28 protein-coding genes are annotated in these 23,858 nt (G+C 70.4%); 17 read left to right on the top strand and 11 right to left on the bottom strand.

The annotated features are described in order from the left end of the window. Positions 1–132 precede the first annotated feature (132 nt). Complete coding sequence (locus tag AOM07_RS01990; protein ID WP_062310884.1) at positions 133–612, top strand: hypothetical protein; 480 nt, start codon at positions 133–135, stop codon at positions 610–612. 94 nt (positions 613–706) lie between these two features. On the opposite strand, the gene AOM07_RS01985 is transcribed toward AOM07_RS01990, so the two are convergent. From AOM07_RS01985 to AOM07_RS01970, 4 genes are all read right to left on the bottom strand, one after another. Then, positions 707–2,020, bottom strand: coding sequence for an NAD(P)/FAD-dependent oxidoreductase (locus AOM07_RS01985; RefSeq protein WP_062310882.1), 1,314 nt, complete (start codon positions 2,018–2,020; stop codon positions 707–709). 111 nt (positions 2,021–2,131) lie between these two features. Continuing rightward, positions 2,132–3,523: a class II fumarate hydratase gene (locus AOM07_RS01980; RefSeq protein ID WP_062310880.1), complete on the bottom strand. Its 1,392-nt coding sequence runs from the start codon at positions 3,521–3,523 to the stop codon at positions 2,132–2,134. A gap of 47 nt (positions 3,524–3,570) precedes the next feature. Next, positions 3,571–4,491 carry a carbohydrate kinase family protein gene (locus tag AOM07_RS01975; protein ID WP_062310877.1) on the bottom strand — a complete coding sequence of 307 codons (921 nt, stop codon included), beginning with the start codon at positions 4,489–4,491 and terminating at the stop codon, positions 3,571–3,573. Then, entirely contained in the window at positions 4,488–4,763 is a 276-nt protein-coding gene (locus tag AOM07_RS01970) for an exodeoxyribonuclease VII small subunit (RefSeq protein ID WP_062310876.1), read from the bottom strand. The genes AOM07_RS01975 and AOM07_RS01970 overlap by 4 nt, the downstream gene beginning before the upstream one ends. A gap of 118 nt (positions 4,764–4,881) precedes the next feature. On the opposite strand from AOM07_RS01970, the gene AOM07_RS01965 reads away from it, so the two are divergent. Next, positions 4,882–5,448 carry a hypothetical protein gene (locus AOM07_RS01965; protein WP_062310872.1) on the top strand — a complete coding sequence of 189 codons (567 nt, stop codon included), beginning with the start codon at positions 4,882–4,884 and terminating at the stop codon, positions 5,446–5,448. A 12-nt stretch (positions 5,449–5,460) separates the two neighbouring features. Here the strand turns inward: AOM07_RS01965 and xseA are convergent, their stop codons facing one another. Beyond that, positions 5,461–6,699, bottom strand: coding sequence for an exodeoxyribonuclease VII large subunit (gene xseA / locus AOM07_RS01960; protein ID WP_228374348.1), 1,239 nt, complete (start codon positions 6,697–6,699; stop codon positions 5,461–5,463). Positions 6,700–6,721: 22 nt separating this feature from the next. Between xseA and AOM07_RS01955 the strand changes: the two genes are divergently transcribed. Next, positions 6,722–7,714 (top strand): 4-hydroxy-3-methylbut-2-enyl diphosphate reductase, encoded by a 993-nt coding sequence (locus AOM07_RS01955; protein WP_062310870.1) that lies wholly within the window; start codon positions 6,722–6,724, stop codon positions 7,712–7,714. Positions 7,715–7,737: 23 nt separating this feature from the next. On the opposite strand, the gene AOM07_RS01950 is transcribed toward AOM07_RS01955, so the two are convergent. After that, positions 7,738–8,973: a DNA recombination protein RmuC gene (locus AOM07_RS01950; protein ID WP_169748108.1), complete on the bottom strand. Its 1,236-nt coding sequence runs from the start codon at positions 8,971–8,973 to the stop codon at positions 7,738–7,740. A gap of 280 nt (positions 8,974–9,253) precedes the next feature. Here AOM07_RS01950 and AOM07_RS01945 point away from each other — a divergent pair, with 280 nt between their 5' ends. The 4 genes from AOM07_RS01945 (at position 9,254) to AOM07_RS01930 (ending at position 14,686) form a co-directional block, all read left to right on the top strand. After that, a complete protein-coding gene (locus AOM07_RS01945) occupies positions 9,254–10,894 on the top strand; it encodes a peptide ABC transporter substrate-binding protein (RefSeq protein WP_062310866.1) in 1,641 nt (546 codons plus the stop codon). A gap of 201 nt (positions 10,895–11,095) precedes the next feature. Continuing rightward, a complete protein-coding gene (locus tag AOM07_RS01940; RefSeq protein WP_062310864.1) occupies positions 11,096–12,022 on the top strand; it encodes an ABC transporter permease in 927 nt (308 codons plus the stop codon). Next, a complete protein-coding gene (locus tag AOM07_RS01935; protein ID WP_062310862.1) occupies positions 12,015–12,953 on the top strand; it encodes an ABC transporter permease in 939 nt (312 codons plus the stop codon). Before AOM07_RS01940 ends, AOM07_RS01935 begins: the two co-directional genes overlap by 8 nt. Next, positions 12,950–14,686 carry a dipeptide ABC transporter ATP-binding protein gene (locus tag AOM07_RS01930; RefSeq protein WP_062310860.1) on the top strand — a complete coding sequence of 579 codons (1,737 nt, stop codon included), beginning with the start codon at positions 12,950–12,952 and terminating at the stop codon, positions 14,684–14,686. Before AOM07_RS01935 ends, AOM07_RS01930 begins: the two co-directional genes overlap by 4 nt. A gap of 73 nt (positions 14,687–14,759) precedes the next feature. Here AOM07_RS01930 and AOM07_RS14590 read toward each other — a convergent pair whose 3' ends face one another. Continuing rightward, on the bottom strand, positions 14,760–14,927 hold the full coding sequence (locus tag AOM07_RS14590) for a hypothetical protein (protein ID WP_156171743.1): 168 nt from the start codon (positions 14,925–14,927) through the stop codon (positions 14,760–14,762). 105 nt (positions 14,928–15,032) lie between these two features. Between AOM07_RS14590 and ychF the strand changes: the two genes are divergently transcribed. Then, positions 15,033–16,118, top strand: a complete 1,086-nt coding sequence (gene ychF, locus AOM07_RS01925; RefSeq protein ID WP_062310858.1) for a redox-regulated ATPase YchF — start codon at positions 15,033–15,035, stop codon at positions 16,116–16,118. Positions 16,119–16,215: 97 nt separating this feature from the next. Here the strand turns inward: ychF and AOM07_RS01920 are convergent, their stop codons facing one another. Beyond that, positions 16,216–17,175 (bottom strand): leucine-rich repeat domain-containing protein, encoded by a 960-nt coding sequence (locus AOM07_RS01920; RefSeq protein ID WP_156171742.1) that lies wholly within the window; start codon positions 17,173–17,175, stop codon positions 16,216–16,218. 251 nt (positions 17,176–17,426) lie between these two features. Between AOM07_RS01920 and AOM07_RS01915 the strand changes: the two genes are divergently transcribed. The 4 genes from AOM07_RS01915 (at position 17,427) to AOM07_RS01900 (ending at position 19,253) form a co-directional block, all read left to right on the top strand. Beyond that, positions 17,427–17,756, top strand: a complete 330-nt coding sequence (locus tag AOM07_RS01915) for a nucleotidyltransferase family protein (protein ID WP_062310854.1) — start codon at positions 17,427–17,429, stop codon at positions 17,754–17,756. Further along, positions 17,753–18,106 (top strand): HepT-like ribonuclease domain-containing protein, encoded by a 354-nt coding sequence (locus AOM07_RS01910; protein WP_062310852.1) that lies wholly within the window; start codon positions 17,753–17,755, stop codon positions 18,104–18,106. Before AOM07_RS01915 ends, AOM07_RS01910 begins: the two co-directional genes overlap by 4 nt. A gap of 105 nt (positions 18,107–18,211) precedes the next feature. Further along, the gene (locus AOM07_RS01905; protein WP_062310850.1) at positions 18,212–18,805 is read left to right on the top strand and encodes a hypothetical protein; all 594 of its coding nucleotides are present in this window, start codon (positions 18,212–18,214) and stop codon (positions 18,803–18,805) included. Then, positions 18,798–19,253 carry a HEPN domain-containing protein gene (locus AOM07_RS01900; RefSeq protein WP_156171741.1) on the top strand — a complete coding sequence of 152 codons (456 nt, stop codon included), beginning with the start codon at positions 18,798–18,800 and terminating at the stop codon, positions 19,251–19,253. Before AOM07_RS01905 ends, AOM07_RS01900 begins: the two co-directional genes overlap by 8 nt. A gap of 146 nt (positions 19,254–19,399) precedes the next feature. On the opposite strand, the gene AOM07_RS01895 is transcribed toward AOM07_RS01900, so the two are convergent. Beyond that, the gene (locus AOM07_RS01895) at positions 19,400–19,867 is read right to left on the bottom strand and encodes a P-loop nucleotide/nucleoside kinase family protein (RefSeq protein ID WP_228374346.1); all 468 of its coding nucleotides are present in this window, start codon (positions 19,865–19,867) and stop codon (positions 19,400–19,402) included. A gap of 200 nt (positions 19,868–20,067) precedes the next feature. Between AOM07_RS01895 and AOM07_RS01890 the strand changes: the two genes are divergently transcribed. Both AOM07_RS01890 and AOM07_RS01885 read left to right on the top strand, forming a co-directional pair. After that, complete coding sequence (locus AOM07_RS01890; RefSeq protein WP_062310846.1) at positions 20,068–20,349, top strand: type II toxin-antitoxin system RelE/ParE family toxin; 282 nt, start codon at positions 20,068–20,070, stop codon at positions 20,347–20,349. Further along, positions 20,324–20,638, top strand: coding sequence for a HigA family addiction module antitoxin (locus AOM07_RS01885; protein WP_062310844.1), 315 nt, complete (start codon positions 20,324–20,326; stop codon positions 20,636–20,638). Before AOM07_RS01890 ends, AOM07_RS01885 begins: the two co-directional genes overlap by 26 nt. Before the next feature lie 51 nt (positions 20,639–20,689). On the opposite strand, the gene AOM07_RS01880 is transcribed toward AOM07_RS01885, so the two are convergent. Beyond that, on the bottom strand, positions 20,690–21,613 hold the full coding sequence (locus AOM07_RS01880; protein WP_062310841.1) for a pseudouridine synthase: 924 nt from the start codon (positions 21,611–21,613) through the stop codon (positions 20,690–20,692). 112 nt (positions 21,614–21,725) lie between these two features. Between AOM07_RS01880 and AOM07_RS01875 the strand changes: the two genes are divergently transcribed. From AOM07_RS01875 to AOM07_RS01865, 3 genes are all read left to right on the top strand, one after another. Further along, on the top strand, positions 21,726–22,088 hold the full coding sequence (locus AOM07_RS01875) for a zinc ribbon domain-containing protein YjdM (RefSeq protein WP_062310839.1): 363 nt from the start codon (positions 21,726–21,728) through the stop codon (positions 22,086–22,088). Between the two features lie 92 nt (positions 22,089–22,180). After that, positions 22,181–22,669, top strand: coding sequence for a GNAT family N-acetyltransferase (locus tag AOM07_RS01870; protein WP_062310837.1), 489 nt, complete (start codon positions 22,181–22,183; stop codon positions 22,667–22,669). A gap of 22 nt (positions 22,670–22,691) precedes the next feature. Next, positions 22,692–23,423, top strand: coding sequence for a class I SAM-dependent methyltransferase (locus tag AOM07_RS01865; protein WP_062310835.1), 732 nt, complete (start codon positions 22,692–22,694; stop codon positions 23,421–23,423). Here AOM07_RS01865 and AOM07_RS01860 read toward each other — a convergent pair. Then, on the bottom strand, positions 23,401–23,820 hold the full coding sequence (locus tag AOM07_RS01860; protein WP_062310833.1) for a hypothetical protein: 420 nt from the start codon (positions 23,818–23,820) through the stop codon (positions 23,401–23,403). The two genes, AOM07_RS01865 and AOM07_RS01860, sit on opposite strands and share 23 nt — an antisense overlap. Between the last annotated feature and the right edge of the window lie 38 nt (positions 23,821–23,858).

Here is a 23,858-nt window from a genome sequence, read left to right as displayed (position 1 = left end):
GTCACGCCGATATCCGTGCGGACCGTCGCGAGGGATAACGCAACGGGCGTGTTGCGTTAATGGCGTGGGTGCCCCTACAGTGGCACCCACCGGGCGGTCGCGGACCGCCCCAGCCCCACCTGGAGACGCCCCATGACCCTCACCCGCGAGGCCCTCACCGACGTCGCGGCGATCGCCGCCGCCGCGCCCCACACGCAGGTCCGTCTCGGCACGTCCCACGGCGCCGCGGTCGTCATCGGCGAGCACCCGGCGGGGTCGATGTGCATCGACGGCTTCCGCCGCCTCATGGCCGCGTGGGTCGACGGATGCGAGCCGCAGGTCGACTCGGTCGACTTCGTCGGCGGGATCTACGAGGCCGGCATGCTCACGTGCGGGGAGTCGCGCCTGTTCGCGACCCGCCTGAGCGCGCAGGAGACCGCCGCGTGCCTGCGCGAGCGCTCCGATTGGCCCGACAAGGCCCACGCCGTCGTGCGCGAGGACCTGCTGCTCGACGTGAGCGTGGTCCAGGTGACGTCGGATGTGCTCGACGCGGACGCCCTCGACGCCGCGGCGCGCGACGCGCAGGCCGCGTGCGTGGTCGAGGAGCTGTGCCGCGAGGTGTCCGCGGCGTAGGACGTGCCCGCCGGATCCGGGACGACCGGCGGGAACGAGCGACGGGCCCCGGGGATCTCCCCGGGGCCCGTCGTCGTCTGTCGCGGCGCGAAGGCTAGCCGCGCGCGGCCTCCTCGAAGGCGCGACGCGGGTCCTGGATGCGGCCCATCGACACGAGGTCGCGGCGGAAGAACATCGCGGCGGTCCAGTCGAGCGCCACGCGTGCCTTGCGGTTGAAGGTCGGGATCGCGAGCAGGTGGTACGTGCGGTGCATCACCCACGCCGGCCAGCCGCGCAGCTTGAAGCCCATGGTCGTCGCCACGCCCTTGCCGAGGCCGAGCGAGGCCACCACGCCGAGGTGCTTGTGCTTGTACTGCTCGAGCGGGATGCCGTCGAGGTGGCGCGCGATGTTGTCGCCCAGGTGCTTGGCCTGGCGCACCGCGTGCTGCGCGGACGGGGCGCACCAGTCGCCCTCGCCCTCGACGAGGTTGGGGACCTGGGCGCAGTCGCCCGCGGCCCACGCGCCGCCGATCGGGATGCCGTGCTCGTCGATCACCTGCAGGGTCGCCGCGGTGTTGACGTGCCCGCGCGGGCCGAGCGGCAGGTCCGAGGACTGGATGACGGGGGAGGGCTTGACACCCGCGGTCCACACCACGGTGTCGGCCTCGAAGGTCTCGCCGTTGGACAGCTCGACGTGGCCGTCGACGCAGCTCTCGAGGCGCGTCTCGAGCAGGACGCGCATGCCGCGCTCCTCGAGCTCCGCGACCGTGTAGGCGCCCATCTCGGGGCCCATCTCGGGGAGGATGCGCGGCGCGGCCTCGACCATGACGAAGTTGAAGTCCTCGGCCGACAGCTCGGGGTAGTAGCGCAGCGACGCCTTCGCCATGTCCTCGGTCTCGGAGAACGCCTCGACGCCCGCGAAGCCGCCGCCCACGAACACGAAGGTGAGCAGCTTGCGGCGGAGCTCGGCGTCGTCGGTGGTCGCGGCGCGCGCGATGCGGCCGAGGACGCGGTTGCGCAGCGCGATGGCCTCCTCGACGTACTTGAACCCGATGCCGAAGTCGGCGAGGCCGGGGATCGGGAGGGTGCGCGAGACGGCGCCGAGCGCGACGACGACCTCGTCGTACTCGACCTCGAGCTCCTCGCCGAGGTCCGTGGTGGCGACGACCTTGCGGTCGGTGTGGTTGATCGACCCGATCTTGCCCTGGAGGATGCGCGCGCCCTCGAGCTCGCGGCGCAGCGGCACGACGGCGTTGCGCGGGGCGATCGAGGCGGCGCCCACCTCGGGCAGGAACGGCGCGTACGTCATGTACGGGCGCTGGTCGATCACCGTGATGTCGACCTTGTCCTTGGCCTTCCGCATGAGCGTGAGGGCGGTGTAGAGGCCGACATAGCCTCCGCCGAGGATGGCGATACGGGTGCGTGACATGAGGACACCTCCAGGGAGGGGAACCCGGGGCGGCAGCACGCTGTTCCCGCGCCCGCCGTCCCGCGGCGGTGCGATCGTGAACCCGACGATTCTAGGCGATGCCCACGGGTGCTAGCGGCGGCCCACCATCGTCGTCACGTCGAGCAGCTCGTCGAGCTGCGCCTCGGTGATCTCGCCGCGCTCGACGAAGCCGAGGTCGATGGTCGCCTCGCGCACCGTGAGCCCGGCCTTGACCGAGTGCTTCGCGATCTTCGCGGCGTTCTCGTAGCCGATGACGCGGTTGAGCGGCGTCACGATCGACGGCGACGCCTCCGCGAGGCGCCGCGCGCGGTCGACGTTGGCGACGATGCCGTCCACGGTGCGGTCCGCGAGCACGCGGACCGAGTTCGCGAGCAGGCGCGTCGACTCGAGCGTGCCGAGCGCCATCACCGGGATCTGCACGTTGAGCTCGAAGGCCCCGGACGCGCCGGCCCAGGCGACCGTCGCATCGTTCCCCACGACGCGGGCGCACACCATCAGCACCGCCTCGGGGACGACGGGGTTGACCTTGCCCGGCATGATCGACGAGCCCGGCTGCAGGTCGGGCAGCTGGATCTCGCCCAGGCCGGTGTTGGGGCCCGAGCCCATCCAGCGGAGGTCGTTGCAGAGCTTGGTGAGCGACACCGCGATGGTGCGCAGCGCTCCGGAGACCTCGACCAGGCCGTCGCGGGCCGACTGCGCCTCGAAGTGGTTGCGGGCCTCGGTGATGGGCAGGCCGGTGTCCTCGGCGAGCAGCGCGATGACGCGCTGCGGGAAGCCCTCGGGCGTGTTGATGCCCGTGCCGACGGCGGTGCCGCCCAGCGGCACCTCGGCGACGCGCGGCAGCGCGACCATGAGGCGCTCGACGCCGTAGCGGACTGCGGCGGCGTAGCCCGAGAACTCCTGGCCCAGCGTGACGGGCGTCGCGTCCATGAGGTGCGTGCGGCCCGACTTGAAGACGTCCGCGAACTCCTCGGCCTTGGCCTCGAGCGAGGTCGCGAGGTGCTCGAGCGCCGGGATGAGGTCGCCCACGAGCGACGCGGTCGCGGCCACGTGGACCGAGGTGGGGAACACGTCGTTCGACGACTGCGACGCGTTGACGTGGTCGTTGGGGTGCACGTCGCGGCCCAGGCCGCGGGTCGCCAGCGTCGCGATGACCTCGTTGGTGTTCATGTTCGACGACGTGCCGGAGCCGGTCTGGAAGACGTCGACCGGGAAGTGGGCGTCGTGCGCGCCGGAGGCGACGGCGTCGGCGGCCACGACGATCGCGTCGGCGACGTCCTGCTCGAGCACCCCGAGCTCCGCGTTCGCGCGGGCCGCGGCCTTCTTCACGCGGGCGAGCGCCTCGATGTGCCGGCGCTCGAGCGTGGTGCCCGAGATCGGGAAGTTCTCGACGGCGCGCTGGGTCTGCGCGCGGTAGAGGGCGTCGGCGGGGACCCGGACCTCGCCCATGGTGTCGTGCTCGATGCGGAACTCCGTTGTCATGGCGCCCAGTGTGGCACGGCGTCGCAGGGACGATGCGCGCCCGCCGGTCAGCCGGCGTCGAGCTCCGCGCGGGTGGGCGGGTTCGCGCCGGGGCGCGACACCGTGATCGCGGCGATCCGGGTGCACGGCCGCAGGATCGCCGCGACCGCCTCGTCCGAGACCGCGCGCAGCGCCTCGCGGTTCGCGCGGCCGAGCAGGCCCGCGCCCCACAGCCCGTCGATGAGGCCGGACATGAAGGAGTCCCCGGCGCCGACCGTGTCCGCGACGGCGACCGCGGGCGCCTCGGCGTGGATCTCGCGGCCGTCGTGCGTGAAGGCGGTCGCGCCCTCGCCGCCGCGCGTCACCACCACGAGCGCGGGGCCCATGCCGGCCCACTCCCGCGCGACGTCGTCGACCTCGCGGCCGGGGTGGAGCCACGCCAGGTCCTCGTCCGAGGCCTTGACCACGTCCGCGAGCCCCACCATCCGCTCGACCGCGGGCCGCGCCTCGTCGGGCGATCCCATGAGCGACGGGCGCACGTTGGGGTCGTACGTGACCGTGGAGTTGAAGCGCAGCGCGCGCACGAGCGTGAGCACCTGGGCGGCGCCGGGCGCCATCACCGCCGCGATCGAGCCGGTGTGCACCGCGAGCGGGGCGTTGCGCAGGCGCACGCCGTCGGCGAGCTCCCACACGATGTCGAACTCGTACGTCGCGGCGCCGCCGGCGTCGAGCGTCGCGGTCGCGACCGAGGTGGGCCCGGCGCCCGCCGAGCCGGGCACGAGCCGCACGCCGTCGTCCTGGAGGTGGTCCGCGACCAGGACGCCGTTGGGGTCGAGGCCGAGGCGGGTGAGGAGGTCCACGTCGCGGCCCAGGCGGGCGAGCCCGAGCGCGACGTTCGCGGGCGAGCCGCCCGGGTGCGCCTCGGTGCCGTCGGGCCCGACCACGACGTCGACGAGCGCCTCGCCGATGACGAGGACGTGATCGCTCATCGCTCGTCCTCGTCGTCCTCGGCGACCACGCCGACGACGCCGGCGTCCGCCGCATCGTCCTCGCGCGCCTCGGCGATGCGCTCGTACGCGCCGTCGAGCAGGGCCTGGCAGCGGGCGGCGAGGGCCTCGCCGCGCTCCCACAGCCCGAGCGACTGGTCGAGGGTCGCGCTGCCCGTCTCGAGCTTGGCGACGATGGCGATCAGCTCGTCGCGCGCCTCCTCGTAGGACAGGGACTCCACGGGGCGGTCGACGGGCTCGGCTGCATCGCTCATGACCGCTACGGTACCCGCGCGTGCTCAAGCCCGAGCGGCGATCTGCCGAGAACTGCGTCATACCCCTGTACCAGGGCGCTCTCATAGGGCACGACTCGAACGACACGATGAGGTGGACATGTTCAGCGACAGCAGCGCGCAGCAGACCGCACGCCAGAGCGTGCAGAAGGTCATCAGGGCCGGGATCACCGACGGCGAGCTCCAGACGCTCGCGCGCTCGCCCGAGGTCAAGGTGCGGGCCGCGGTGGCCGAGCACGCCGGCACGCCCCTCATGACGCTGCTGCGGCTCGCCGAGGACCGGTCGGCCGACGTGCGCATCGGGCTCGCCCGCAACCGCCGCGAGTCCATCCCGATCGAGGTGCGCGAGGACCTCGCGAAGGACCGCAACGTCGACGTCGTCTACGCGCTCATCGACAACCCGGCGGTGCCCGACGCGCTCATCGCGCGGCTCGGCCGCCAGCTGCACAAGGAGTACGCGAAGGCCGCGCGCGCCCGCATCGCGGCCGTCAAGGCCGGCACGTGGGCGCCGTCGGCGCTCCCGGCCCCGGTCCTGCCGGCGGGCGAGGACGAGGTGCCGTCGTTCGCCACGGTGGACGCGCCCGTCGAGCGCACGCCGCGCCCCGCGGCGCCGAGCCCCTCGGCCCGCGCCGACGCGCTCGACGTCCTGCTCGGCAACAAGCGCTGAGCCGGCCGCGCGTCAGCCGCGCGCGACCGCCTCGACCTCGCCGCGCGCGAGCCGCACGCGCAGCACGTCGCCCGCATGCACGTCCGCGGCGTCGCGCACGACCGTGCCCGAGGCGTCCCGCACCACGGCGAAGCCGCGCTCGAGGGTGCTGAGCGGGCTGAGCGCGCGCAGCGATGCGGTGAGCTCGCGGGTCGCCGCCGCCGCGCGGTCGATCCGCGCGGCCACGGCGCCGCCGCTGCGCTCGCGCAGGCGCGCCACCGCGTCCGCATAGGGCGCGAGCATCGCCTCGGGGCGTGCCAGCACGGGACGCGAGCGGAGAGCCGCGAGCCCGGCCGACTCGCGCGCGACCGCCCGCTCGACCGCGGCGGCCATGGACAGGCGCGACCGCGCGATGCCCTGCGCCTCGGCGGCTGCGTCGGGCACGATGCGCTTGCCGGCGTCGGTGGGCGTCGAGGCCCGGTAGTCGGCCACGAGGTCGAGCAGCGGGGAGTCCTTCTCGTGCCCGATCGCGCTGACGAGCGGCGTCTCGCAGGCCGCGGCGGCGCGCACGAGCGCCTCGTCGCTGAACGGCAGCAGGTCCTCGAAGGAGCCGCCGCCGCGCGCGACCACGATGACGTCCACCTCGGGTGCCTCGTCGAGCACGCGGATCGCGGCGGTGGTCTCGGGCACCGCGCGCGGCCCCTGCACCGTGACGCGGCGGATCGCGAAGGCGACCCCCGGCCAGCGTCGCGTCGCGTTCTCGACGACGTCGTGCTCGGCGTCGCCCTGCGTGGCGCACACGAGGCCGACCACCCGCGGGATGAAGGGCAGCGGCAGCTTGCGGTCGAGATCGAACAGGCCCTCGCGGGCGAGCGCCTCCCTGAGCGCCTCGAGCCGCGCGAGCAGGTCGCCAAGGCCCACCTGGCGCACCTCGCGGCCGGCCATCTGCAGCGAGCCGGACCGCGTCCACCACTCGGGCTTCGCGTGGATGACGACCCGCGTGCCGTCCACGAGGTCGACGCCGAGCGCGTCTGCCTCGCGCGCCGGGAGCGTCGCGCTGAGCGACATGTTCTCGTCGGTGTCGCGCAGCGTGAGGAAGACGAGGTGGCGCCACCGCTTGACGTTGAGCACCTGGCCCTCGACCCACACCGCGGGCAGCCGCGACACGAAGTCGCCGATCTTGGGGGAGAGGTGGCGGACCGGCCACGGGCGCTCGGCGGACGTCTCGCCGGCGGTGGCGGGAAGCGTGTGGGAGGCAGGGGTCTCGGTCACGCGGCCCAGCCTGCCACGTAGGATGGAGGCCATGCCCGACACCACCACCAAGCGCGTCCTGCTGGCCGCGCCGCGAGGCTACTGCGCGGGCGTCGACCGCGCGGTCATCGCGGTCGAGAAGGCCCTCGAGCTCCACGGCGCGCCCATCTACGTGCGCAAGGAGATCGTCCACAACAAGTATGTGGTCGAGACCCTCTCGGACCGGGGCGCGGTGTTCGTCGACGAGACGGACGAGGTTCCCGAGGGGGCGCGCGTCGTCTTCTCCGCCCACGGCGTCTCGCCGGCGGTGCGCGAGGCCGCGGACCAGCGCAACCTGCTGACGATCGACGCGACCTGCCCGCTCGTCACGAAGGTGCACAAGGAGGCGATCCGCTTCGCCCGCGACGAGCGCACCATCCTCCTCATCGGCCACACCGGCCACGAGGAGGTCGAGGGCACCGCGGGCGAGGCGCCCGAGCACACGATCGTCGTGAACTCCCCGGACGACGTCGACGGCCTCGAGGTCCCCGACCCCGAGAACGTCGTGTGGCTGTCGCAGACCACGCTGTCGGTCGACGAGACGATGGAGACGGTGCGCCGCCTGCGCGAGCGCTTCCCCGCGCTGCAGGACCCGCCGAGCGACGACATCTGCTACGCCACCCAGAACCGCCAGGTTGCGGTGAAGAAGCTGGCCCCGGACTGCGACCTCGTCGTCGTCGTCGGGTCCGCGAACTCGTCGAACTCGGTGCGCCTGGTCGAGGTCGCGCTGCAGGCGGGAGCCACGACGGCGTATCGCGTCGACCGCGCCGCCGAGATCCGCGACGAGTGGTTCGACGGCGTCTCCACCGTGGGCGTGACCTCGGGCGCGTCCGTGCCGGAGATCCTCGTGCGCGACGTGCTCGACGACCTCGCCGGCCGCGGCTTCGAGACGGTCGAGGAGGTCCGCACGGCGACCGAGGACCTCATGTTCTCGCTCCCGCGCGAGATCCGCGCCGACCTCAAGGTCAAGGAGGCCGAGCGCGCCCTGCGCGCCTGACGCCTGGCCGCCGCTGACGGGGGCTAGGGCTGCTCGACGCCCGCCTCGTGCAGCTCCGCGTCGACGAGCTCCGGCGCCGCGAGCACCCTGATGTCCGTCTCCGCCTGCTCGACGGCGGGCATCTCGGCCGACAGGTGCTGCATGTCGCCGAAGCGCCGCGCGCTCACGAGCACGCGGGACTCGAGCGAGGCGACCGTCGAGTTGTAGGCCTTGCCCGCCTGGTCGATGGCCCGGCCGACCTTGGAGAGGTGGCCGGCCATGGTCGACAGCCGCTCGTACAGCTCCTTCCCGAGCGCGAGCACCTGCTGCGCGTCGCGCGCGAGGGCGTCCTCCTTCCACGCGTGCGCGACCGTGCGCAGCATCGCGACCAGCGTGGTGGGCGTCGCGATGACCACGCCCTTGACGTACGCGTACTCCTGGAGAGACGAGTCCTGCTCGACCGCCGCCTGGTAGAAGGCCTCCGAGGGCACGAACATCACGACGAACTCGGGCGCCGAGGCGAACTGGTCCCAGTAGCGCTTCGAGCTGAGGTCGTCGATGTGGCGGCGCACGTGGCGCGCGTGCGCCTGGAGGCGCTCGGCGCGCACCGCATCGTCCTCCGCCTCGAAGGCCTCGAGCAGGCCCACCAGCGCGACCTTGGAGTCGACGACGATGGTGCGCCCGCCCGCGAGGCGGACGGTCATGTCGGGGCGCAGATTGCGGCCCTCGCCGTCCTTGACGACGTCCTGCTCGGTGAAGTCGACATGGGGGAGCATGCCCGCGAGCTCGACGACGCGGCGCAGCTGCACCTCGCCCCAGTTGCCGCGCACGTCGGAGCGGCGCAGCGTGTTGACGAAGTCGTCCGCCTTGCGGCCCACCCGCTCGGAGGCCTCGAGCATGTGGCGGACCTGCTCGGACAGCGCGGCGTGGCCCGCCGCCCGGGCGCGATCGGCCTGCGTGGTCTGCTCGCGCATCGTCTCGAGCGTGCGGGCGAGCGGCTCGACCATCTCGCGGATCGCCTGCTCGCGGCGCAGCAGCGCCGCGCCGCCCTCCTGCTCGGAGCGCTTGAGGCGCTCGTGCGCGAGGTCGAGGAACTGCGCCTGGCTCGCCCGCAGCGCCTCCCCGCTCAGCGCGCGGAACTCCTGGCGCAACGCGTCGCGCTCCTCGCGCAGGCGGGCGGCGTCCCGGGACGCCGCGGCGTGCGCCCGCCGGGTGGCGACGAGGGCGCCGAGGGCCGCGCCGACGACGAGAGAGAGGACCGAGAGCAGAAACGTGACCATGATCACAACGGTCTCACCGGGGTCCGACATCGCCGCGGAACCCCCGGTTTCGGGACCTTGGCCGCGTGACGCACCTCACACGTGTCCCACATCGTGAGACGGGTGATTACTGTTTGGTCACAAAACGGAGAAGGTACGGCTTCGGAAACAATCCGTTAACTCCGCGCTGTTTAGCCTTCTGGGGTTGCACGTCATCAGCGTGCATCCCAGTCGTCGCTCCGACACCCCGGACCGGCGCCTATCCAAGCCCGTCGTCCGGCGGGCACCAGTAGGAGGAACAGTGAAGATCAGCAAGTCCGTGCTCGGGGCTGCGGCGGTCGCTTCGGCGTCCGCGCTCGTCCTCGTCGGCTGCTCGTCGAACGGCTCCGAGACCGACACGTCGGCCGCGGCCGACGGCGGCTCGACCGGCGACGCCATCATCAAGACCAACGGCTCCGAGCCGCAGAACCCGCTCATCCCGGTCGCGACCAACGAGACCGGCGGCGGCAAGATCATCGACGCGCTCTTCGCGGGTCTGGTCTACTACGACGCCACGGGTGCTGCCCACAACGAGGTCGCCGAGTCGATCGAGACCGAGGACTCGCAGACCTTCACCGTCAAGCTCAAGGACGGCTGGACCTTCACCGACGGCACGCCCGTCCAGGCCCACAACTTCGTGGACGCGTGGAACTGGGGCGCCGACCTCGCCAACTCGGAGACCGCGCTCAACTCGTACTTCTTCGAGCAGATCGACGGCTTCAGCTGGGACGAGTCGGTCCCGGAGATGTCGGGCCTCGAGGTCATCGACGACCTGACCTTCACCATCACGCTCTCCGCGCCGAACGCCGAGTTCCCGCTCTCGCTGGGCTACTCGGCCTTCTACCCGCTGCCCGACTCGTTCTTCGAGGACCCGGACGCCTTCGGCGCCGCCCCCGTCGGCAACGGCATCTACACGCTCGCGGACGCTGGCGACTGGCAGCACGACGTCCAGATCGACCTCTCGATCAACGACTCGTACGCCGGTGAGCGCGAGGTCCAGAACGACGGCCTCCAGATCATCTTCTACGCGTCGCAGGACGCCGCCTACGCGGACCTCCTCGCGAACAACGTCGACGTGATCGACGGCATCCCGGACTCGGCCATGGCCTCCTACGAGAGCGACCTCGGCGACCGCGCGGTCAACCAGCCCGCCGCGATCTTCCAGTCCTTCACCATCCCGCAGGAGCTCGAGCACTTCTCGGGCGAGGAGGGCAAGCTCCGTCGCGCCGCCATCTCGATGGCGATCAACCGCGAGGAGATCACCGACGTGATCTTCCAGGGCACCCGCACCCCCGCCTCGGACTTCACCTCGCCCGTCATCGACGGCTGGTCGGACTCGCTCGCCGGCGCCGAGGTCCTCGAGTACAACCCGGAGGAGGCCGCCAAGCTGTGGGCCGAGGCCGACGAGATCTCCGCGTGGGACGGCACCTTCGAGATCGGTTACAACTCCGACGGTGGTCACCAGACCTGGGTCGAGGCTGTCACCAACTCGATCAAGAACACGCTCGGCATCGAGGCGACCGGCAACGCGTACGCGACCTTCGCCGACTTCCGTACCGACATCACCAACCGCACCATCGGCACGGCCTTCCGTACCGGCTGGCAGGCGGACTACCCGTCGCTCGAGAACTTCCTCGGCCCGATCTACTACACCGGCGCCGGCTCGAACGACGGCGACTACTCGTCGGAGGCGTTCGACACGCTGATCGACGAGGGCCGCACCTCCCTTGACCCGGCCGAGGCCGCGGCCAAGTTCCAGGAGGCCCAGGAGGTCCTGTTCGTGGACCTGCCGGCCATCCCGCTCTGGTACTCCAACGTGACCGGCGGCTACGCCGAGACCGTGGACAACGTCCAGTTCGACTGGCACTCGGTGCCCCTCTTCTACGAGATCACCAAGAAGTAAGTCGCCTCGGTGGCCCGCCCCGCATCGCGCGGGGCGGGCCATCGTGCGTCCGCCAAGGCATAGCCGCCCGCGCGACGTCCACTCCCCGGACGGGGAGGACGTGCGCGGGCTATCGTCGCCCTTGGGTGCGGACGCATGCGGCACGCACAGTAGAATCGGACACCATATGTTCCAGACGAAGCACATCCGAGGAGCGCGCCCATGCTGATGTATGTGGTCCGCCGCCTCCTCCAGGCGGTCCCGGTCGTGATCGGCACCACCTTCCTCATCTACTTCATGGTCTTCGCCATGCCGGGCGACCCCATCCTGGCGATGTTCGGTGACAAGACCCCGAACCAGGCGACGTACGACGCGCTGGCGGCCCAGTACCACCTGGACCAGCCGTTCCTCGTGCAGTACGGCCTCTACATGAAGGACCTCTTCAGCGGGAACCTCGGGACCACGTTCTCGGGTCAGAGCGTCGGCGAGGTCCTCGCCCGCACGTTCCCCGTGACGCTGAAGCTCGCCGCGATGGCCATCGCGCTCGAGTTCTCGCTCGCTGTGGTCCTCGGCCTCTTCGCCGGTCTGCGCAAGGGCAAGCTGTTCGACAACGTGACCCTGGTCATCGGCCTCGTCATGCTCTCGGTGCCGATCTTCGTGCTCGGCTTCCTCGCGCAGTACTTCGTCGCGATCAAGTGGGGCTGGGCATCGCCGACGGTCGGCTCGGATACGAGCATCTCGAACATGTGGCTGCCCGCCGTGGTGCTCGCGCTGAGCCTCTTCACCACGTCGATGCGCCTCATGCGCGGCACCGTCATCGACACGCGCAGCCGCGACTTCGTGCGCACCGCGTACGCGAAGGGCCTCCCGGGCCGCCGCGTCATCCCGGTGCACGTGCTGCGCAACTCCCTCATCCCCGTCGTCACCAACTCCGCCGCCAACTTCGGCGTGCTGATGGTCGGCGCGACGGTCACCGAGGGCATCTTCAACGTTCCCGGCGTCGGCAACACGCTGTACCAGGCGATCATCCGAGGCGAGGGCCCCACGGTCGTCAGCTTCGTGACCGTCATGGTGCTCGCCTACGTGGTCATCAACATCCTGGTCGACCTCCTGTACGCCGTTCTCGACCCGAGGATCCGCTATGCCTAAGCCCGAGCACTACGTCGCTCCGTTCGACGAGAACGAGATGGCCGAGGTCGACAAGGTCAAGCTCAACGAGAAGCCGTCGAACCTGTGGTCCGACGCGTGGCGTTCGCTGCGTCGCCGGCCCCTCTTCTACGTCTCGCTCGTCACCGTGCTGATCATCGTCCTCATGGCGCTGTTCCCCACGCTGTTCACGAGCGTCTCGCCCACCGACAACTGCCAGCTGGCGAACTCGAACGGCGGCCCCACCGAGGGCCACCCGATGGGCTTCACCCGCCAGGGCTGCGACGTCTACGCCCGCGTGGTGTGGGGCGCGCGCACCTCGCTCGCGGTCGGCCTGCTCGCGACCGCCATCTCCGGCGTCGTCGGCGTCATCATGGGCGCCCTCGCCGGCTTCTACGGCGGCTGGGTCGACTCGGTGCTCTCGCGCCTGGGCGACATCTTCTTCTCGATCCCCTACATCCTCGCGGCCGTCGTCGTGATGTCGGTGCTCGCGGACTACCGCTCGGTGTGGACCCTCGCGTTCGCGATCGGTGGCTTCGCGTGGGCATCGCTCGCACGCATCCTGCGCTCCGAGATCCTGCGCGTGAAGTCGGGCGACTTCGTCATGGCGTCCATCGCCACGGGTCGCACGCGCTTCAGCACGCTCGTCTCGCACGTGCTGCCGAACTCGATCACCCCCGTCATCGTCTACCTGACGCTGTCGCTGGGTGGCGCGATCGTCGCGGAGGCGACGCTGAGCTTCCTCGGCGTGGGCCTGCCCACGACCGTGATGTCGTGGGGTAACGACATCAGCGCCGCGCAGACCAGCCTCCGCACGGCGCCGATGACGCTCATCTGGCCGTCGATCTTCCTCACCGTGACCGTCCTCGCCTTCATCACCCTCGGCGAGCTCGTGCGCGACGCCCTCGACCCGAAGGCGAGGGCCCGCGGATGACCCAGGAGACCACCCCCGTGACCGATACCGCTGAGCCCCTCGTCTCCATCAAGGACCTCGAGATCGGCTTCCAGACCGGCAACGGCTTCGTCCAGGCGGTGAAGGGCGTCTCGTTCGACATCTTCCCGGGCGAGACCGTCGCGATCGTCGGCGAGTCCGGCTCCGGCAAGTCGACCACCGCCACCGGCATCATCGACCTGCTCCCGAGCAACGGGCGCATCACCGGCGGCCAGGTCGTCTTCGGCGGCAAGGACCTCACCAAGGCGAGCAAGCAGGAGATCGTCCGCATCCGCGGCCGCGAGATCGGCTACGTCCCGCAGGACCCGATGTCGAACCTCAACCCCGTGTGGTCGGTCGGCTTCCAGGTCCGCGAGGCGGTTCTGGCCAACAACATGGCCAAGAACAAGAAGGACGCGGACAAGCGCGCCATCGAGGTGCTCCAGGAGGCCGGTCTGGCCGACGCGGAGCGCCGCATGAAGCAGTTCCCGCACCAGTTCTCCGGCGGCATGCGCCAGCGCGTGCTCATCGGCATCGGCCTGGCCGCGGACCCCAAGCTGCTCATCGCGGACGAGCCCACCTCGGCGCTCGACGTCACCGTGCAGCGCGTGATCCTCGACCACCTCGAGTCGCTCACGCGTGAGAAGAACACGGCGCTGCTCCTCATCACGCACGACCTGGGCCTCGCCGCCGAGCGCGCGTCCAAGGTCATCGTGATGTACCAGGGCAAGATCGTGGAGGCCGGTCCGAGCCTCGACCTGCTCCAGAACCCGCAGCACCCGTACACCAAGCGCCTCATCGCGGCGGCCCCGAGCCTCGCGTCGCAGCGCCTGAAGTCGTCGAAGGTGTCCGCGGTGGAGGCCCCGCAGGGCGACGAGATCGACCTGGCGGCCGCCTCGGCGCACCGCCACGAGGTCGTCGAGCAGGCGGACCACGCCGGCACCCCGGCGATCGAGGTCAAGGACCTGACGAAGGTCTTCTCGATCCGTCGCGGCAGCTTCCGCTCGGAGCCGTTCACCGCGGTCGACAAGGTCAACTTCCAGGTGCCGCGCGGCACCACGATGGCGCTCGTCGGCGAGTCGGGCTCCGGCAAGTCGACCGTCGCCAAGATGGTGCTCGGCCTCGAGACCGCCACCGAGGGCGAGATCCTCATCGGCGGCAAGGACGCGACCGCGCTCAACCGCGAGGAGATGCTCGCGCATCGCCGCCGCATGCAGCCGGTGTTCCAGGACCCGTACGGCTCGCTCGACCCGATGCGGTCGATCGGCTCGATCATCCAGGAGCCGCTGGACGTCCACAAGATCGGTGACCGCAAGGAGCGCGAGAACCGCGTCAACGAGGTCATCGACGAGGTGGCGCTCCCGCGCACCGTGCTGTCGCGCTACCCGAACGAGCTCTCGGGCGGCCAGCGCCAGCGCATCGCGATCGCGCGCGCCCTCGCGCTCAAGCCCGACGTGGTCATCCTCGACGAGGCGGTCTCCGCCCTCGACGTGCTGGTCCAGGCCCAGATCCTGCAGCTCCTCGCGGACCTGCAGGAGGAGCTCGGCCTCACGTACCTCTTCATCACCCACGACCTCGCGGTCGTGCGCGTCGTCGCGGACGACGTGGCCGTGATGGAGCGGGGCAAGATCGTGGAGCACGGCAAGGTGGAGGAGATCTTCTCCAACGCCCAGACCGAGTACACGCAGAAGCTGCTCGACGCCATCCCCGGCGCGAACATCCCGCTCGGCGCGTAGCCCGAGCGACAGCGCAAGGCCCCGGCTCTCCCCGCGAGGGAGGACCGGGGCCTTCGTGCGTCGCGGCCCGGCCCTACTCGAACGGCTCCAGCTCGTCCGGCGCGGGGATCTCAAGCCCCGCCACCGCATCGTCCCGCGGCGGTGCCTCGCCCACCACCTCGGTGGCGGGCCGGATCTTGTCCCAGTCCTTCTGCTCGCGCGTGTGCGTGAGGCCCGGGTTGAACAGCTCGTCGAAGCTCATGCCTCAGCGTAGGCCGGGACGATGCGGCGGTCACCCGTCGCGCCCGGGGCGCCCGGGCATCGTCCCGGCGGGCGCCGGGGCGTCCCGCCGGTAGAATGGTCGCCCGTGGCACTCACCATCGGAATCGTCGGACTCCCGAACGTCGGCAAGTCGACCCTGTTCAACGCCCTCACCCGCGCCGAGGTGCTCGCCGCGAACTACCCGTTCGCGACCATCGAGCCCAACGTCGGCGTGGTCCCGCTGCCGGACGAGCGGCTCGGCCGGCTGGCCGAGCTGTACGGCTCCGAGCGCGAGGTCCCCGCGACCGTGTCGTTCGTCGACATCGCGGGCATCGTCAAGGGTGCGTCCGAGGGCGAGGGCCTGGGCAACGCGTTCCTCGCGAACATCCGCGAGGCCGACGCGATCTGCCAGGTCACCCGCGCCTTCGAGGACCCCGACGTCATCCACGTCGACGGCAAGGTCGACGCGGCCTCCGACATCGAGACCATCACCACCGAGCTGATCCTCGCGGACCTGCAGACCGTCGAGAAGGTCATCCCGCGCCTCGAGAAGGAGGTGCGCGCCAAGAAGGCGTCGCCGTCCTTCCTCGCCGCCGTGCAGGCCGCCAAGGAGATCCTCGAGGGCGGCAAGACGCTGAGCGCCGACGCGGCCATCGAGGGCCTCGACCTCGCGGACCTCAAGGAGCTCAACCTCCTCACCGCGAAGCCGTTCATCTACGTCTTCAACCTCGACGAGGACGGCCTCGCGAACGAGGACCTGCGCGCGCAGCTCGAGTCGAGCGTCGCGCCGGCGAAGGCGATCTTCATGGACGCGAAGTTCGAGTCCGAGCTGGTCGACCTCTCCGAGGAGGAGGCCCGCGAGATGCTCGAGGCGAACGGCCAGGACGAGTCCGGCCTGGACCAGCTCGCGCGCATCGGCTTCGACACGCTCGGCCTGCAGACGTACCTCACCGCCGGCCCCAAGGAGGCCCGTGCGTGGACCATCCACAAGGGCTGGACCGCGCCGCAGGCCGCCGGAGTCATCCACACGGACTTCGAGCGCGGCTTCATCAAGGCCGAGGTGGTCCACTTCCACGACCTCATGGACGCCGGCTCGCAGTCCGAGGCCAAGGCGCGCGGCAAGGTTCGCATGGAGGGCAAGGACTACGTCATGCAGGACGGCGACGTGGTGGAGTTCAGGTTCAATGTGTAGTTCCCGTTCAACCTCACACGGCTGAACGTTCACTTCGCATGACACGGCGCTGAGGTCAGCATGAGACGTGCCACACCCTGCAAGTGACCAGGGCTAGTTAGAGTCGCACGGGCTCGCGCCAGTCTCCGTCAGACGCGAGTGGAAGCAGCTCAGCTACGGCGTCGTTCTTCCGCTTGCTTCCGAGTCCCGCTCGAAGCGTTGTGAGCGTCGGGTGGCCGATGAGGGGCTTCACGGCGTCGGGCGCGAGGTGTGGCATCTCGATGAGCGCCAACTGGCGCAACTGTGGAGCGTCGCGGAGAGGCGACAGGTCCGTCAAGCCCTTCATGGTCTCTAGCCAGACCCGCGTGAGTGCGGTGAGTCTGTTCATCGGCGGCAGCGTGTCGACTTGCCGTAGCGACTGCAGGAACAGATAGTCGAGCGATGCCAGATCCGCGACGGGCGACAGGTCGGACAAGCCCTTCACCATCCACAGTTCGAGGTACTCGAGCCTCCCCACATTCGGAAGCTCGGACAGGTCCTTCGTGCCGCCGAGTTTGAGGTCGAGCGCCCGAAGGTTATGCAGCGGGTGCAGCATCGACAGTCCGGGCAGGGTGATGGACCGGAGCGTCAGGCTCTGCAACGTCTGAAGCTCACTGATGACATCGATGTCCTTCGTCTGACCCTCGAGGTAGAGGTGCGTGAGGTTCTTGAACCGATGCAAAGGGGCCACGGACAGCCGCTTCTTCGTCTGGCCGATGGTGAGCGACTCGACATCGTCGGGTAGGAAGCGGAGCCCTTCGATGTTCGTCAGCGAGTGGTAGAGCGCGTCCGCGCTGAACCGCCGAAGCTCGGGGAAGTGCTCAAGGAAGTCCAGGTTGGTGATCGACCCGTCGTACGAGCCGTACGCACGGAGCCGTACTTCGGGGTGCCGGCGCAGCGCTTCTGCGAGGCGGCGGTAGTCGCGCTTGGTCAACGCGCTCTGGAACTGAACGATCTGCACTCCCGATCCGATCAACCGCAAGTCTGTCCACGAAACCGGAGAAGCAACGTCAAGGATGCGGCTATCGAGGCGAGGCACGGAACAGATCCTGCATCATCAGCTAGACCTTGGCCACGAGGCGTGCTGCGCAACTGCTCGGATCTTCCCACAAGGGTTGCCATTGGACGGCCTAGGACCCAGGCGGCGGTGCCACAGGGGTCTCCATCTCAAGAGGTTGTTCGGCTACGGAACGTGGTCGAGTTCAGGTTCAATGTGTAGTTCCGGTTCAACCTCGGGCGGCCAGGAGTAGCGTCCTCGCCCGTCTGGGTGGGCCTCGTTATCCTGGGCATATGTCCGAGGTCGACGTGACGCCCGAGACGCTCGCGCTGCGCGGGCTCATCGACGCGCGTCGCGAGGAGTTCGACGCGCTGCTGGCGCGCTACGGAGCGACCCGTCCGCGACTGTTCGGCTCCGTCGCGCGTGGAACGGCGTACGCGGGCAGTGACATCGACATCCTCGTGGACATGGACCCCGCGGACGGCAACGTCTTCATGCGCGCCTCCGGTCTCCTCGAGGAGGTGCGGGCGCTGTTCGGCCGTGACGACATCGATGTGTTCCCGGAGCAGCTGCTCAAGAGGCCCGTCTCGGAGACGGCCGTCGAGGACTCGGTCGCCCTGTGACGCAAAGCGTCGAGCGACGGATCGCGGACATCCTCGAGGCGATCGAGCGGTGCCGTCGCTACGTCGCCCTCCTCGATGCGGGAGCTGTCGACTTCGTCGACATGGCCGAGGATGCGATCGAGCGGAACCTCCAGATCATCGGCGAGGCGGCGAACCACCTGACGCCTGAGGTGATCGATGCGCACCCCGAGATCGCCTGGCCCCAGATCCGCGGCTTCCGGAACATCCTCGTCCACCAGTACTTCGGGGTCGACCTTGATGTCATCCGGGATGTGGTGGAGAACCATCTCCCACCGCTGGCCGAGGCGCTGCGCCAGCAAGTCGAGGGTGGCCCGGCGTCAGAGGTCTGAAGTCTGCGGTGAGGTTGTTCGGCTACGGAACGCGGTGGAGTTCCGCTTCAACGTCTGACACCCGCCCTTGACTCTTCTCTTAACGAGAAGATATCGTCACGTTTTGTGAAGACACTTCCGTCGGTACTCACGCCTTTCGTGAGGTCGGACGTCTCCGGTGCGTTGCTCGCGGAGACGCTCGGTCGTGCCGACGAGGAGTTCTCGCTCGCCGAGCTCGGTCGTCTGACGGGCGCTGGGCCGGGCGTGGTGCACAAGGAGATCGGCCGCCTCGTCGAGGCCGGCGTGCTTCGCGACCGCACCGTCGGGCGCAACCGGATGGTTCGCGCGAATGCAGAGCACCCGCTCTTCTCGCTCATGCGAGACCTGATCGCCGCGACATATGGTCCTGTGCCGGTGCTGCGCGAACTCCTCGCTGGCATCGATGGCGTCGAGGCCGCGTTCGTGTATGGCTCGTGGGCTGCGCGGCGAGAGGGCGAGGCGGGGGAGTTCCCGCGCGACATCGATGTTCTGGTTGTCGGTACGGCGTCACGGAGGGCTCTCGCCGATGTGGCCTCTGTGGCCTCCGCCCGGATCGGTGTGGACGTCAACGTTTCTCGTGTCGCGCGCGAGGAGTGGGAGGCGGCTGAGCCGACGCCTTTCCTCGCAACGGTGAAGGGCCGCCCCATGGTCGATCTGCTGAGGGGCGGTGCGCATGGCTGAGCTCCCTGAGGAGATCGTGCGCATGCTCGCCTCCCGGCGGCTCGAACGAGTCGCAGTGAATCTCGACCACGCGCGGGCGGTGATCGCTACGGCTCAACGCCACCTCGTGACGGCAGAGACGTTGGCTGGAACCGACGACGTGGCCATGGCGTTCACCGCTGCGTATTACGGGACCCGCAAGGCGCTGGTGGCGGTACTGGCCGTCTACGGGCTGCGCGTGCGACCAGTGGGAGGCGCGCACCGCAACACGGGCCTGGCCGCGGGCGCGCTGATGCCGGCCGCGGCGAACGCGATCGCCGAGTTCGACTGGATGCGCCAGATCCGCAACAGCACCGAGTATCCGGAGGATGCCCGCCCGGAGGCGACCCGCGACGATGTTCGGGAAGCGATTGCGGCGGGCGGGCGGATCGTCGAGGCCTGTGCGCTCGTGGTCGAGGCGCAGAGGTGATTCGGCTACGGAACGCGGTCGAGTTCAGGTTCAATGTCTAGCTCGCGTCGGGGCTGAGAAGTTCGGCGAGGGTCCGGTGACTCTTCGCTGATCCTCGTCTTCGCGTAAGGCGGGGTCAGTGCGCCGCCGTTGGCCGTGCCGAGGGCCTACTCCCCGGCGATGCGTACCAGTGGGCCCTCGTCTTCCGAAGGGATCTCGAAATGGTCGATGAAGGCGCGGGCCACGCGCTCGGACACCGAGATGTCGTCAGGCCCATTGTTGCCTCGGCGCGTCAGGCGACCGAGCATCACTTCGCGCGGCGTCTCGACGTAGTGAACGACGGGTTCGATGCCGAAGGCCGCCAAGAACAGTCGGTACTCATCTCGCGAGGCTCGTGACCAGAACGAAGAATCCACCACGACCGACTCGCCTCTCCTGACGTGGGAGGCCAGGTGCTGCCGTAGGTTCGTGTGAACTTCCGCGCGCGCTTCTTTCGCAAGCGGATGCTCGCGGTGTCCGAGTTGCCACGCCATAGCGTCAACGGAGAGAAGAACGTGTCCCCGTGCCGCCAGCCGGCGCGCATGCACCGACTTTCCCGAACCCGCAGGGCCGCACATCAACACCACCTCAACCATGGGCTCATACTCGCGCAAAGTCAGTCGGCGCGGTGTCAAGCCGTTACTCTGCCAACGTCCACCCATGTAGCAGGCGAGCGCCCGCGAGGGTCGTGTCGGGTCGCGGGCCGCGCCTGCTCAACGGTCTTCGGCTACGGAACGCGGTGGAGTTCAGGTTTAACGTCTAGCGTTATTAACGCTCAGCGTTATACGATGCTCGTGTGGTCAGATCGTTCGGTGACAAGAACACCGAGCGTCTGTTGCAGCGGGAGAAGGTGCCGTCGATCGATCCGCGCGTGCAGAAGGCGGCCATCCGCAAGCTCGCCCAGATCCACGCGGCTCGATTCCTCGACTCGCTGCGGGTTCCGCCTGGCAATCGTCTCGAGTTGTTGAAGGGCGATCGCGCGGGCCAGCACAGTGTCCGCGTCAATGACCGGTGGAGGATCTGTTTCACCTGGAGAGAAGGAGGCGCGGAGGATGTCGAACTCGTCGACTACCACTGAGAAGTGGGCTCCCATCCACCCTGGCGAGGTGCTGATGGAGGATTTCATCAAGGGCTTCGAGATCACCCAGAACAAGCTCGCGGTGGCGATCGGCGTGCCTCCGCGACGCATCAACGAGATCGTTCACGGCAAGCGCGCCATCACCGCCGACACGGCGCTTCGACTGGGCCGGTACTTCGGTATCGATCCGCAGTTCTGGCTCAACCTCCAGGCGCACTACGACCTCGAGCTTGCCGAGGACCGGATGGCCGCGCAGATCGCCGCGATCACGCCGCTCCAGGTCGCATGAGCCTCGCGCTCGCACACGTTGATCGGCTACGGAACGCGGTCGAGTTCAGGTTCAACGTCTGACATCGGCGGGCCACGCCAGCGGGCGGTCGCTCGCATAGTCCCGCTCGACGTCGTCGATCGGGTCGGTGAAACGCAACCGTCGCGCGACGAGCTGCAGGGGAGCGGTGAAGTCGGCGGGGTCGACGTCCAGGACGTCCGGATAGAGGGTGTCGCCCACCAGCGGCATCCCCGCGTCGGCCATCTGCACGCGCAGCTGGTGCGTCCTGCCCGTGACAGGGGTGAGCCGGTAGCGGGCGTGGCTCCCGCGCACCTCGACCAGCTCGACGAGCGTCTCCGCGTTCGGCTCGCCGGGCACCACGGCGGCCTGGAGGCTCCCGCGCGGCTTGTCGATGCGGCCGACCAGGTGCCGGGGGAACGCGAGCGCGGGGTCGAACGGTGCCAGCGCCTCGTACGTCTTCACCACCCGGCGCGACTGGAAGACCCCCGCGTACGCGCCGCGGCAGCCGCGGTGCGTCGTGAACACCAGCACGCCGGCGGTGAGCCGGTCCAGCCGATGCGCGGGGGCGAGCTCGGGCAGGTCCAGCGCCAGCCGCAGCTTGACGAGGGCCGTCTCCCGGACGTGCGAGCCTCGCGGCATGGTCGCCAGGAAGTGAGGCTTGTCGACGACCACGAGGTTGTCGGTCCGGTCCAGGATTCCGAGCGGGAAGGGCACCGCGACCTCCGGTGCGAGCGGGCGGTGGAACCACACGAAGGTGTGGGGCCGGTAGGCCTCGTCGCCCGTCCAGGGGCGTCCCCGCTGGTCCACGAACTCGCCCGCGCCGAGCATCCGGTCGACCTCCGCGGCGGCGGGCAGACGGTCGAGGAGGAACTCCCGCATCGTCCCCCATCCCGCCGCGCCGTCGGGTCCGGTGCCGGGCGTGCGCACCCACGCCGCGTCGAGGCCGTGGCGCTGCGGCAGCGGCGACCGCGGCATCAGGCGGCCGCGTGGCGAGGGGCGAGGGGCACGCAGAGCATCGTACGGACGCGGAGCCCTCGCACGCGCGGCCGGCCGCGCGGCGGCGGCCACGGGAGCCTACGCTCGACACATGAGCGACGGACTGCCCCCGTGCCCGGAGTGCGCCAGCGAGTACGCGTACGAGGACGGCGCGCTGCTCGTGTGCCCGATGTGCGGGCACGAGTGGTCGGCCGAGGCGGTGGACGATGCGGCGGGCGCCGGCGCCTACGCGCCGCGCGTGGTCAAGGACGCGGTGGGCAACGTCCTCGCGGATGGCGACACCGTGACCGTGATCAAGGACCTCAAGGTCAAGGGGTCCTCGCAGCCGATCAAGGTGGGCACGAAGGTTCGCGGCATCCGGCTTGTCGACGGGGTGGGCGACCACGACATCGACTGCACGGTGCCGGGGTTCGGCGCCATGCAGCTCAAGTCCTCCGTGGTGAAGAAGGCCTGAGCCGACGCCTCGCGCCACGCGCGGGCTCGTTTCCGCCATGGAGCCGACGAGGACTCGCGCGCGAGCCGGGCGCCCTCGCTAGGGTGGCGCCCATGACCGCCACGCTCGTCCGCCGCGCGACCGTGGACGATGCGCCGGCGATCGCCCACGTGCACCTGCAGTCCTGGCGCGAGACCTACGGCCCCGTGCTGCCCGCGGACGTGCTCGCGGGCCTCGACCTCGACGCGCGCACCGCCCGCTGGCAGGCGATCCTCGACGAGGGGCGCTCGACCATCCACGTCGCCGTCGCCGGGGGAGAGGTCGTCGGCTTCGCCAGCGCCGGCGACCGCCCGGACGAGGGAGGGCCCGCCCCGCGCGAGCTCGAGGGGCTGTACGTGCTCGCGCGCCACCACGGGACGGGCGAGGCGGCGCGGCTCCTCGCGGAGGCGGTGGGTCACGGACCGGCCTACCTCTGGGTGTGGCGCAACAACGCGCGGGCGATCGCCTTCTACGCCAAGCATGGCTTCGTCCCCGACGGCGCGGAGGACACCCACACCGTGAGCGGCCACCCGATCCCCGCCATCCGCATGGTGCGGACGTGAGGCCCGCCGGTAGCGTGGTCCCGTGACCGACCGGTCGACCAGTTTCGGGCGTGCCGCCGCCGACTACGCGCGCGGTCGTCCGGGCTACCCGGACGATGCGGTGACCTGGATGCTCGAGGGCGTCGAGGGGCGCGTCCTGGACCTCGGCGCGGGCACCGGCAAGCTGACCGCGGCGGTGCTCCACGCCGGTCGCGACGTCGTCGCGGTGGACCCCGACCCCGTCATGCTCGCGACCCTCGAGGCGCACGTCCCGCGCGCACGGGTGCTGCGCGGCCGGGCCGAGGAGATCCCGCTGCCCGACGCGAGCGTGGGCGCGGTGGTGCTCGGCCAGGCGTGGCACTGGGTCGACGTCGAGGCGGCCAGCGCCGAGATCGCCCGCGTGCTCACCCCCGGCGGCGTGCTCGGGCTGGTGTGGAACATCCGCGACGAGCGCGACCCGTGGGTCGCCACGCTCGGCAGGGTGATCGGGCACTCGACCGCGGAGCTGCTCCTCGTGGACGGCGGTCCGCGCGTGGCGGCACCGTTCGGCCCGCTCGAGACCTACGAGAGCGCGTGGACCCGCCCCTTCACCGCATCGTCGCTGCACGCGCTCGTGCGCTCGCGCAGCAACTACATCACCGGCCCCGACGCGCTGAAGCGGGACATCGACACCGCGCTCGACGCGCTCATCGCGCGCACCGCGGGCCTCGCCGACGGCGGCGAGGCCGCCATGCCGTACGTCACCCACGCCTTCAGGGCAAGGGTCGCGGGCTGACGTCCCCGCCGGACGATGCGCGGGCGCGGGGTCCGTCGTTCGTCCGGCCGACGAGCGCGACCAGCAGCGCGGCGGTGAGCGGCACCACGAGGACGCCGACCGACATCATCGCGAGGAGGTTCGCCGCCGCGAGCAGCCCGAAGAGCGTCCACGCGGTCGGCAGGCCCCACCGCCCCTCGGACGACATCGCCGCGCCGACGAGCACGGCGAGCGCGAGCGGCACGGCGACCGTGAGCACGCCCGAGGCGCCCTCGATCTGCGCGAGCGTGACGCGGCGCATCGTCTCGACGCCGTCGGCCCCCAGGGTCGCCTCGGTGCCGACCGGCAGGACGAGCGCGAGCACGGGCAGCAGGGCCCCCCAGGCCACGGCGACCCACCAGGCGACCCGCGTGCGCATGCTCCAGCGTTCCAAGGCTCCCACCCCCGGTCACGACG

The organism is Demequina rhizosphaerae (assembly GCF_000971255.1).
Classification (GTDB): domain Bacteria; phylum Actinomycetota; class Actinomycetes; order Actinomycetales; family Demequinaceae; genus Demequina; species Demequina rhizosphaerae.
The sequence above is the reverse complement of the archived record's forward strand: the minus strand, read 5'-3'. Positions and strand labels throughout refer to the sequence as shown.

Coding starts and splice junctions, on each gene's coding strand:
- AOM07_RS01990 (WP_062310884.1), top strand. CDS start 133: ATGACCCTCACCCGCGAGGCCCTCACCGACGTCGCGGCGATCGCCGCC.
- AOM07_RS01985 (WP_062310882.1), bottom strand. CDS start 2,020: ATGTCACGCACCCGTATCGCCATCCTCGGCGGAGGCTATGTCGGCCTC.
- AOM07_RS01980 (WP_062310880.1), bottom strand. CDS start 3,523: ATGACAACGGAGTTCCGCATCGAGCACGACACCATGGGCGAGGTCCGG.
- AOM07_RS01975 (WP_062310877.1), bottom strand. CDS start 4,491: ATGAGCGATCACGTCCTCGTCATCGGCGAGGCGCTCGTCGACGTCGTG.
- AOM07_RS01970 (WP_062310876.1), bottom strand. CDS start 4,763: ATGAGCGATGCAGCCGAGCCCGTCGACCGCCCCGTGGAGTCCCTGTCC.
- AOM07_RS01965 (WP_062310872.1), top strand. CDS start 4,882: ATGTTCAGCGACAGCAGCGCGCAGCAGACCGCACGCCAGAGCGTGCAG.
- AOM07_RS01955 (WP_062310870.1), top strand. CDS start 6,722: ATGGAGGCCATGCCCGACACCACCACCAAGCGCGTCCTGCTGGCCGCG.
- AOM07_RS01950 (WP_169748108.1), bottom strand. CDS start 8,973: ATGGTCACGTTTCTGCTCTCGGTCCTCTCTCTCGTCGTCGGCGCGGCC.
- AOM07_RS01940 (WP_062310864.1), top strand. CDS start 11,096: ATGCTGATGTATGTGGTCCGCCGCCTCCTCCAGGCGGTCCCGGTCGTG.
- AOM07_RS01935 (WP_062310862.1), top strand. CDS start 12,015: ATGCCTAAGCCCGAGCACTACGTCGCTCCGTTCGACGAGAACGAGATG.
- AOM07_RS01930 (WP_062310860.1), top strand. CDS start 12,950: ATGACCCAGGAGACCACCCCCGTGACCGATACCGCTGAGCCCCTCGTC.
- AOM07_RS14590 (WP_156171743.1), bottom strand. CDS start 14,927: ATGAGCTTCGACGAGCTGTTCAACCCGGGCCTCACGCACACGCGCGAG.
- AOM07_RS01915 (WP_062310854.1), top strand. CDS start 17,427: ATGTCCGAGGTCGACGTGACGCCCGAGACGCTCGCGCTGCGCGGGCTC.
- AOM07_RS01900 (WP_156171741.1), top strand. CDS start 18,798: ATGGCTGAGCTCCCTGAGGAGATCGTGCGCATGCTCGCCTCCCGGCGG.
- AOM07_RS01895 (WP_228374346.1), bottom strand. CDS start 19,867: ATGGTTGAGGTGGTGTTGATGTGCGGCCCTGCGGGTTCGGGAAAGTCG.
- AOM07_RS01885 (WP_062310844.1), top strand. CDS start 20,324: ATGTCGAACTCGTCGACTACCACTGAGAAGTGGGCTCCCATCCACCCT.
- AOM07_RS01880 (WP_062310841.1), bottom strand. CDS start 21,613: ATGCCGCGGTCGCCGCTGCCGCAGCGCCACGGCCTCGACGCGGCGTGG.
- AOM07_RS01875 (WP_062310839.1), top strand. CDS start 21,726: ATGAGCGACGGACTGCCCCCGTGCCCGGAGTGCGCCAGCGAGTACGCG.
- AOM07_RS01870 (WP_062310837.1), top strand. CDS start 22,181: ATGACCGCCACGCTCGTCCGCCGCGCGACCGTGGACGATGCGCCGGCG.
- AOM07_RS01860 (WP_062310833.1), bottom strand. CDS start 23,820: ATGCGCACGCGGGTCGCCTGGTGGGTCGCCGTGGCCTGGGGGGCCCTG.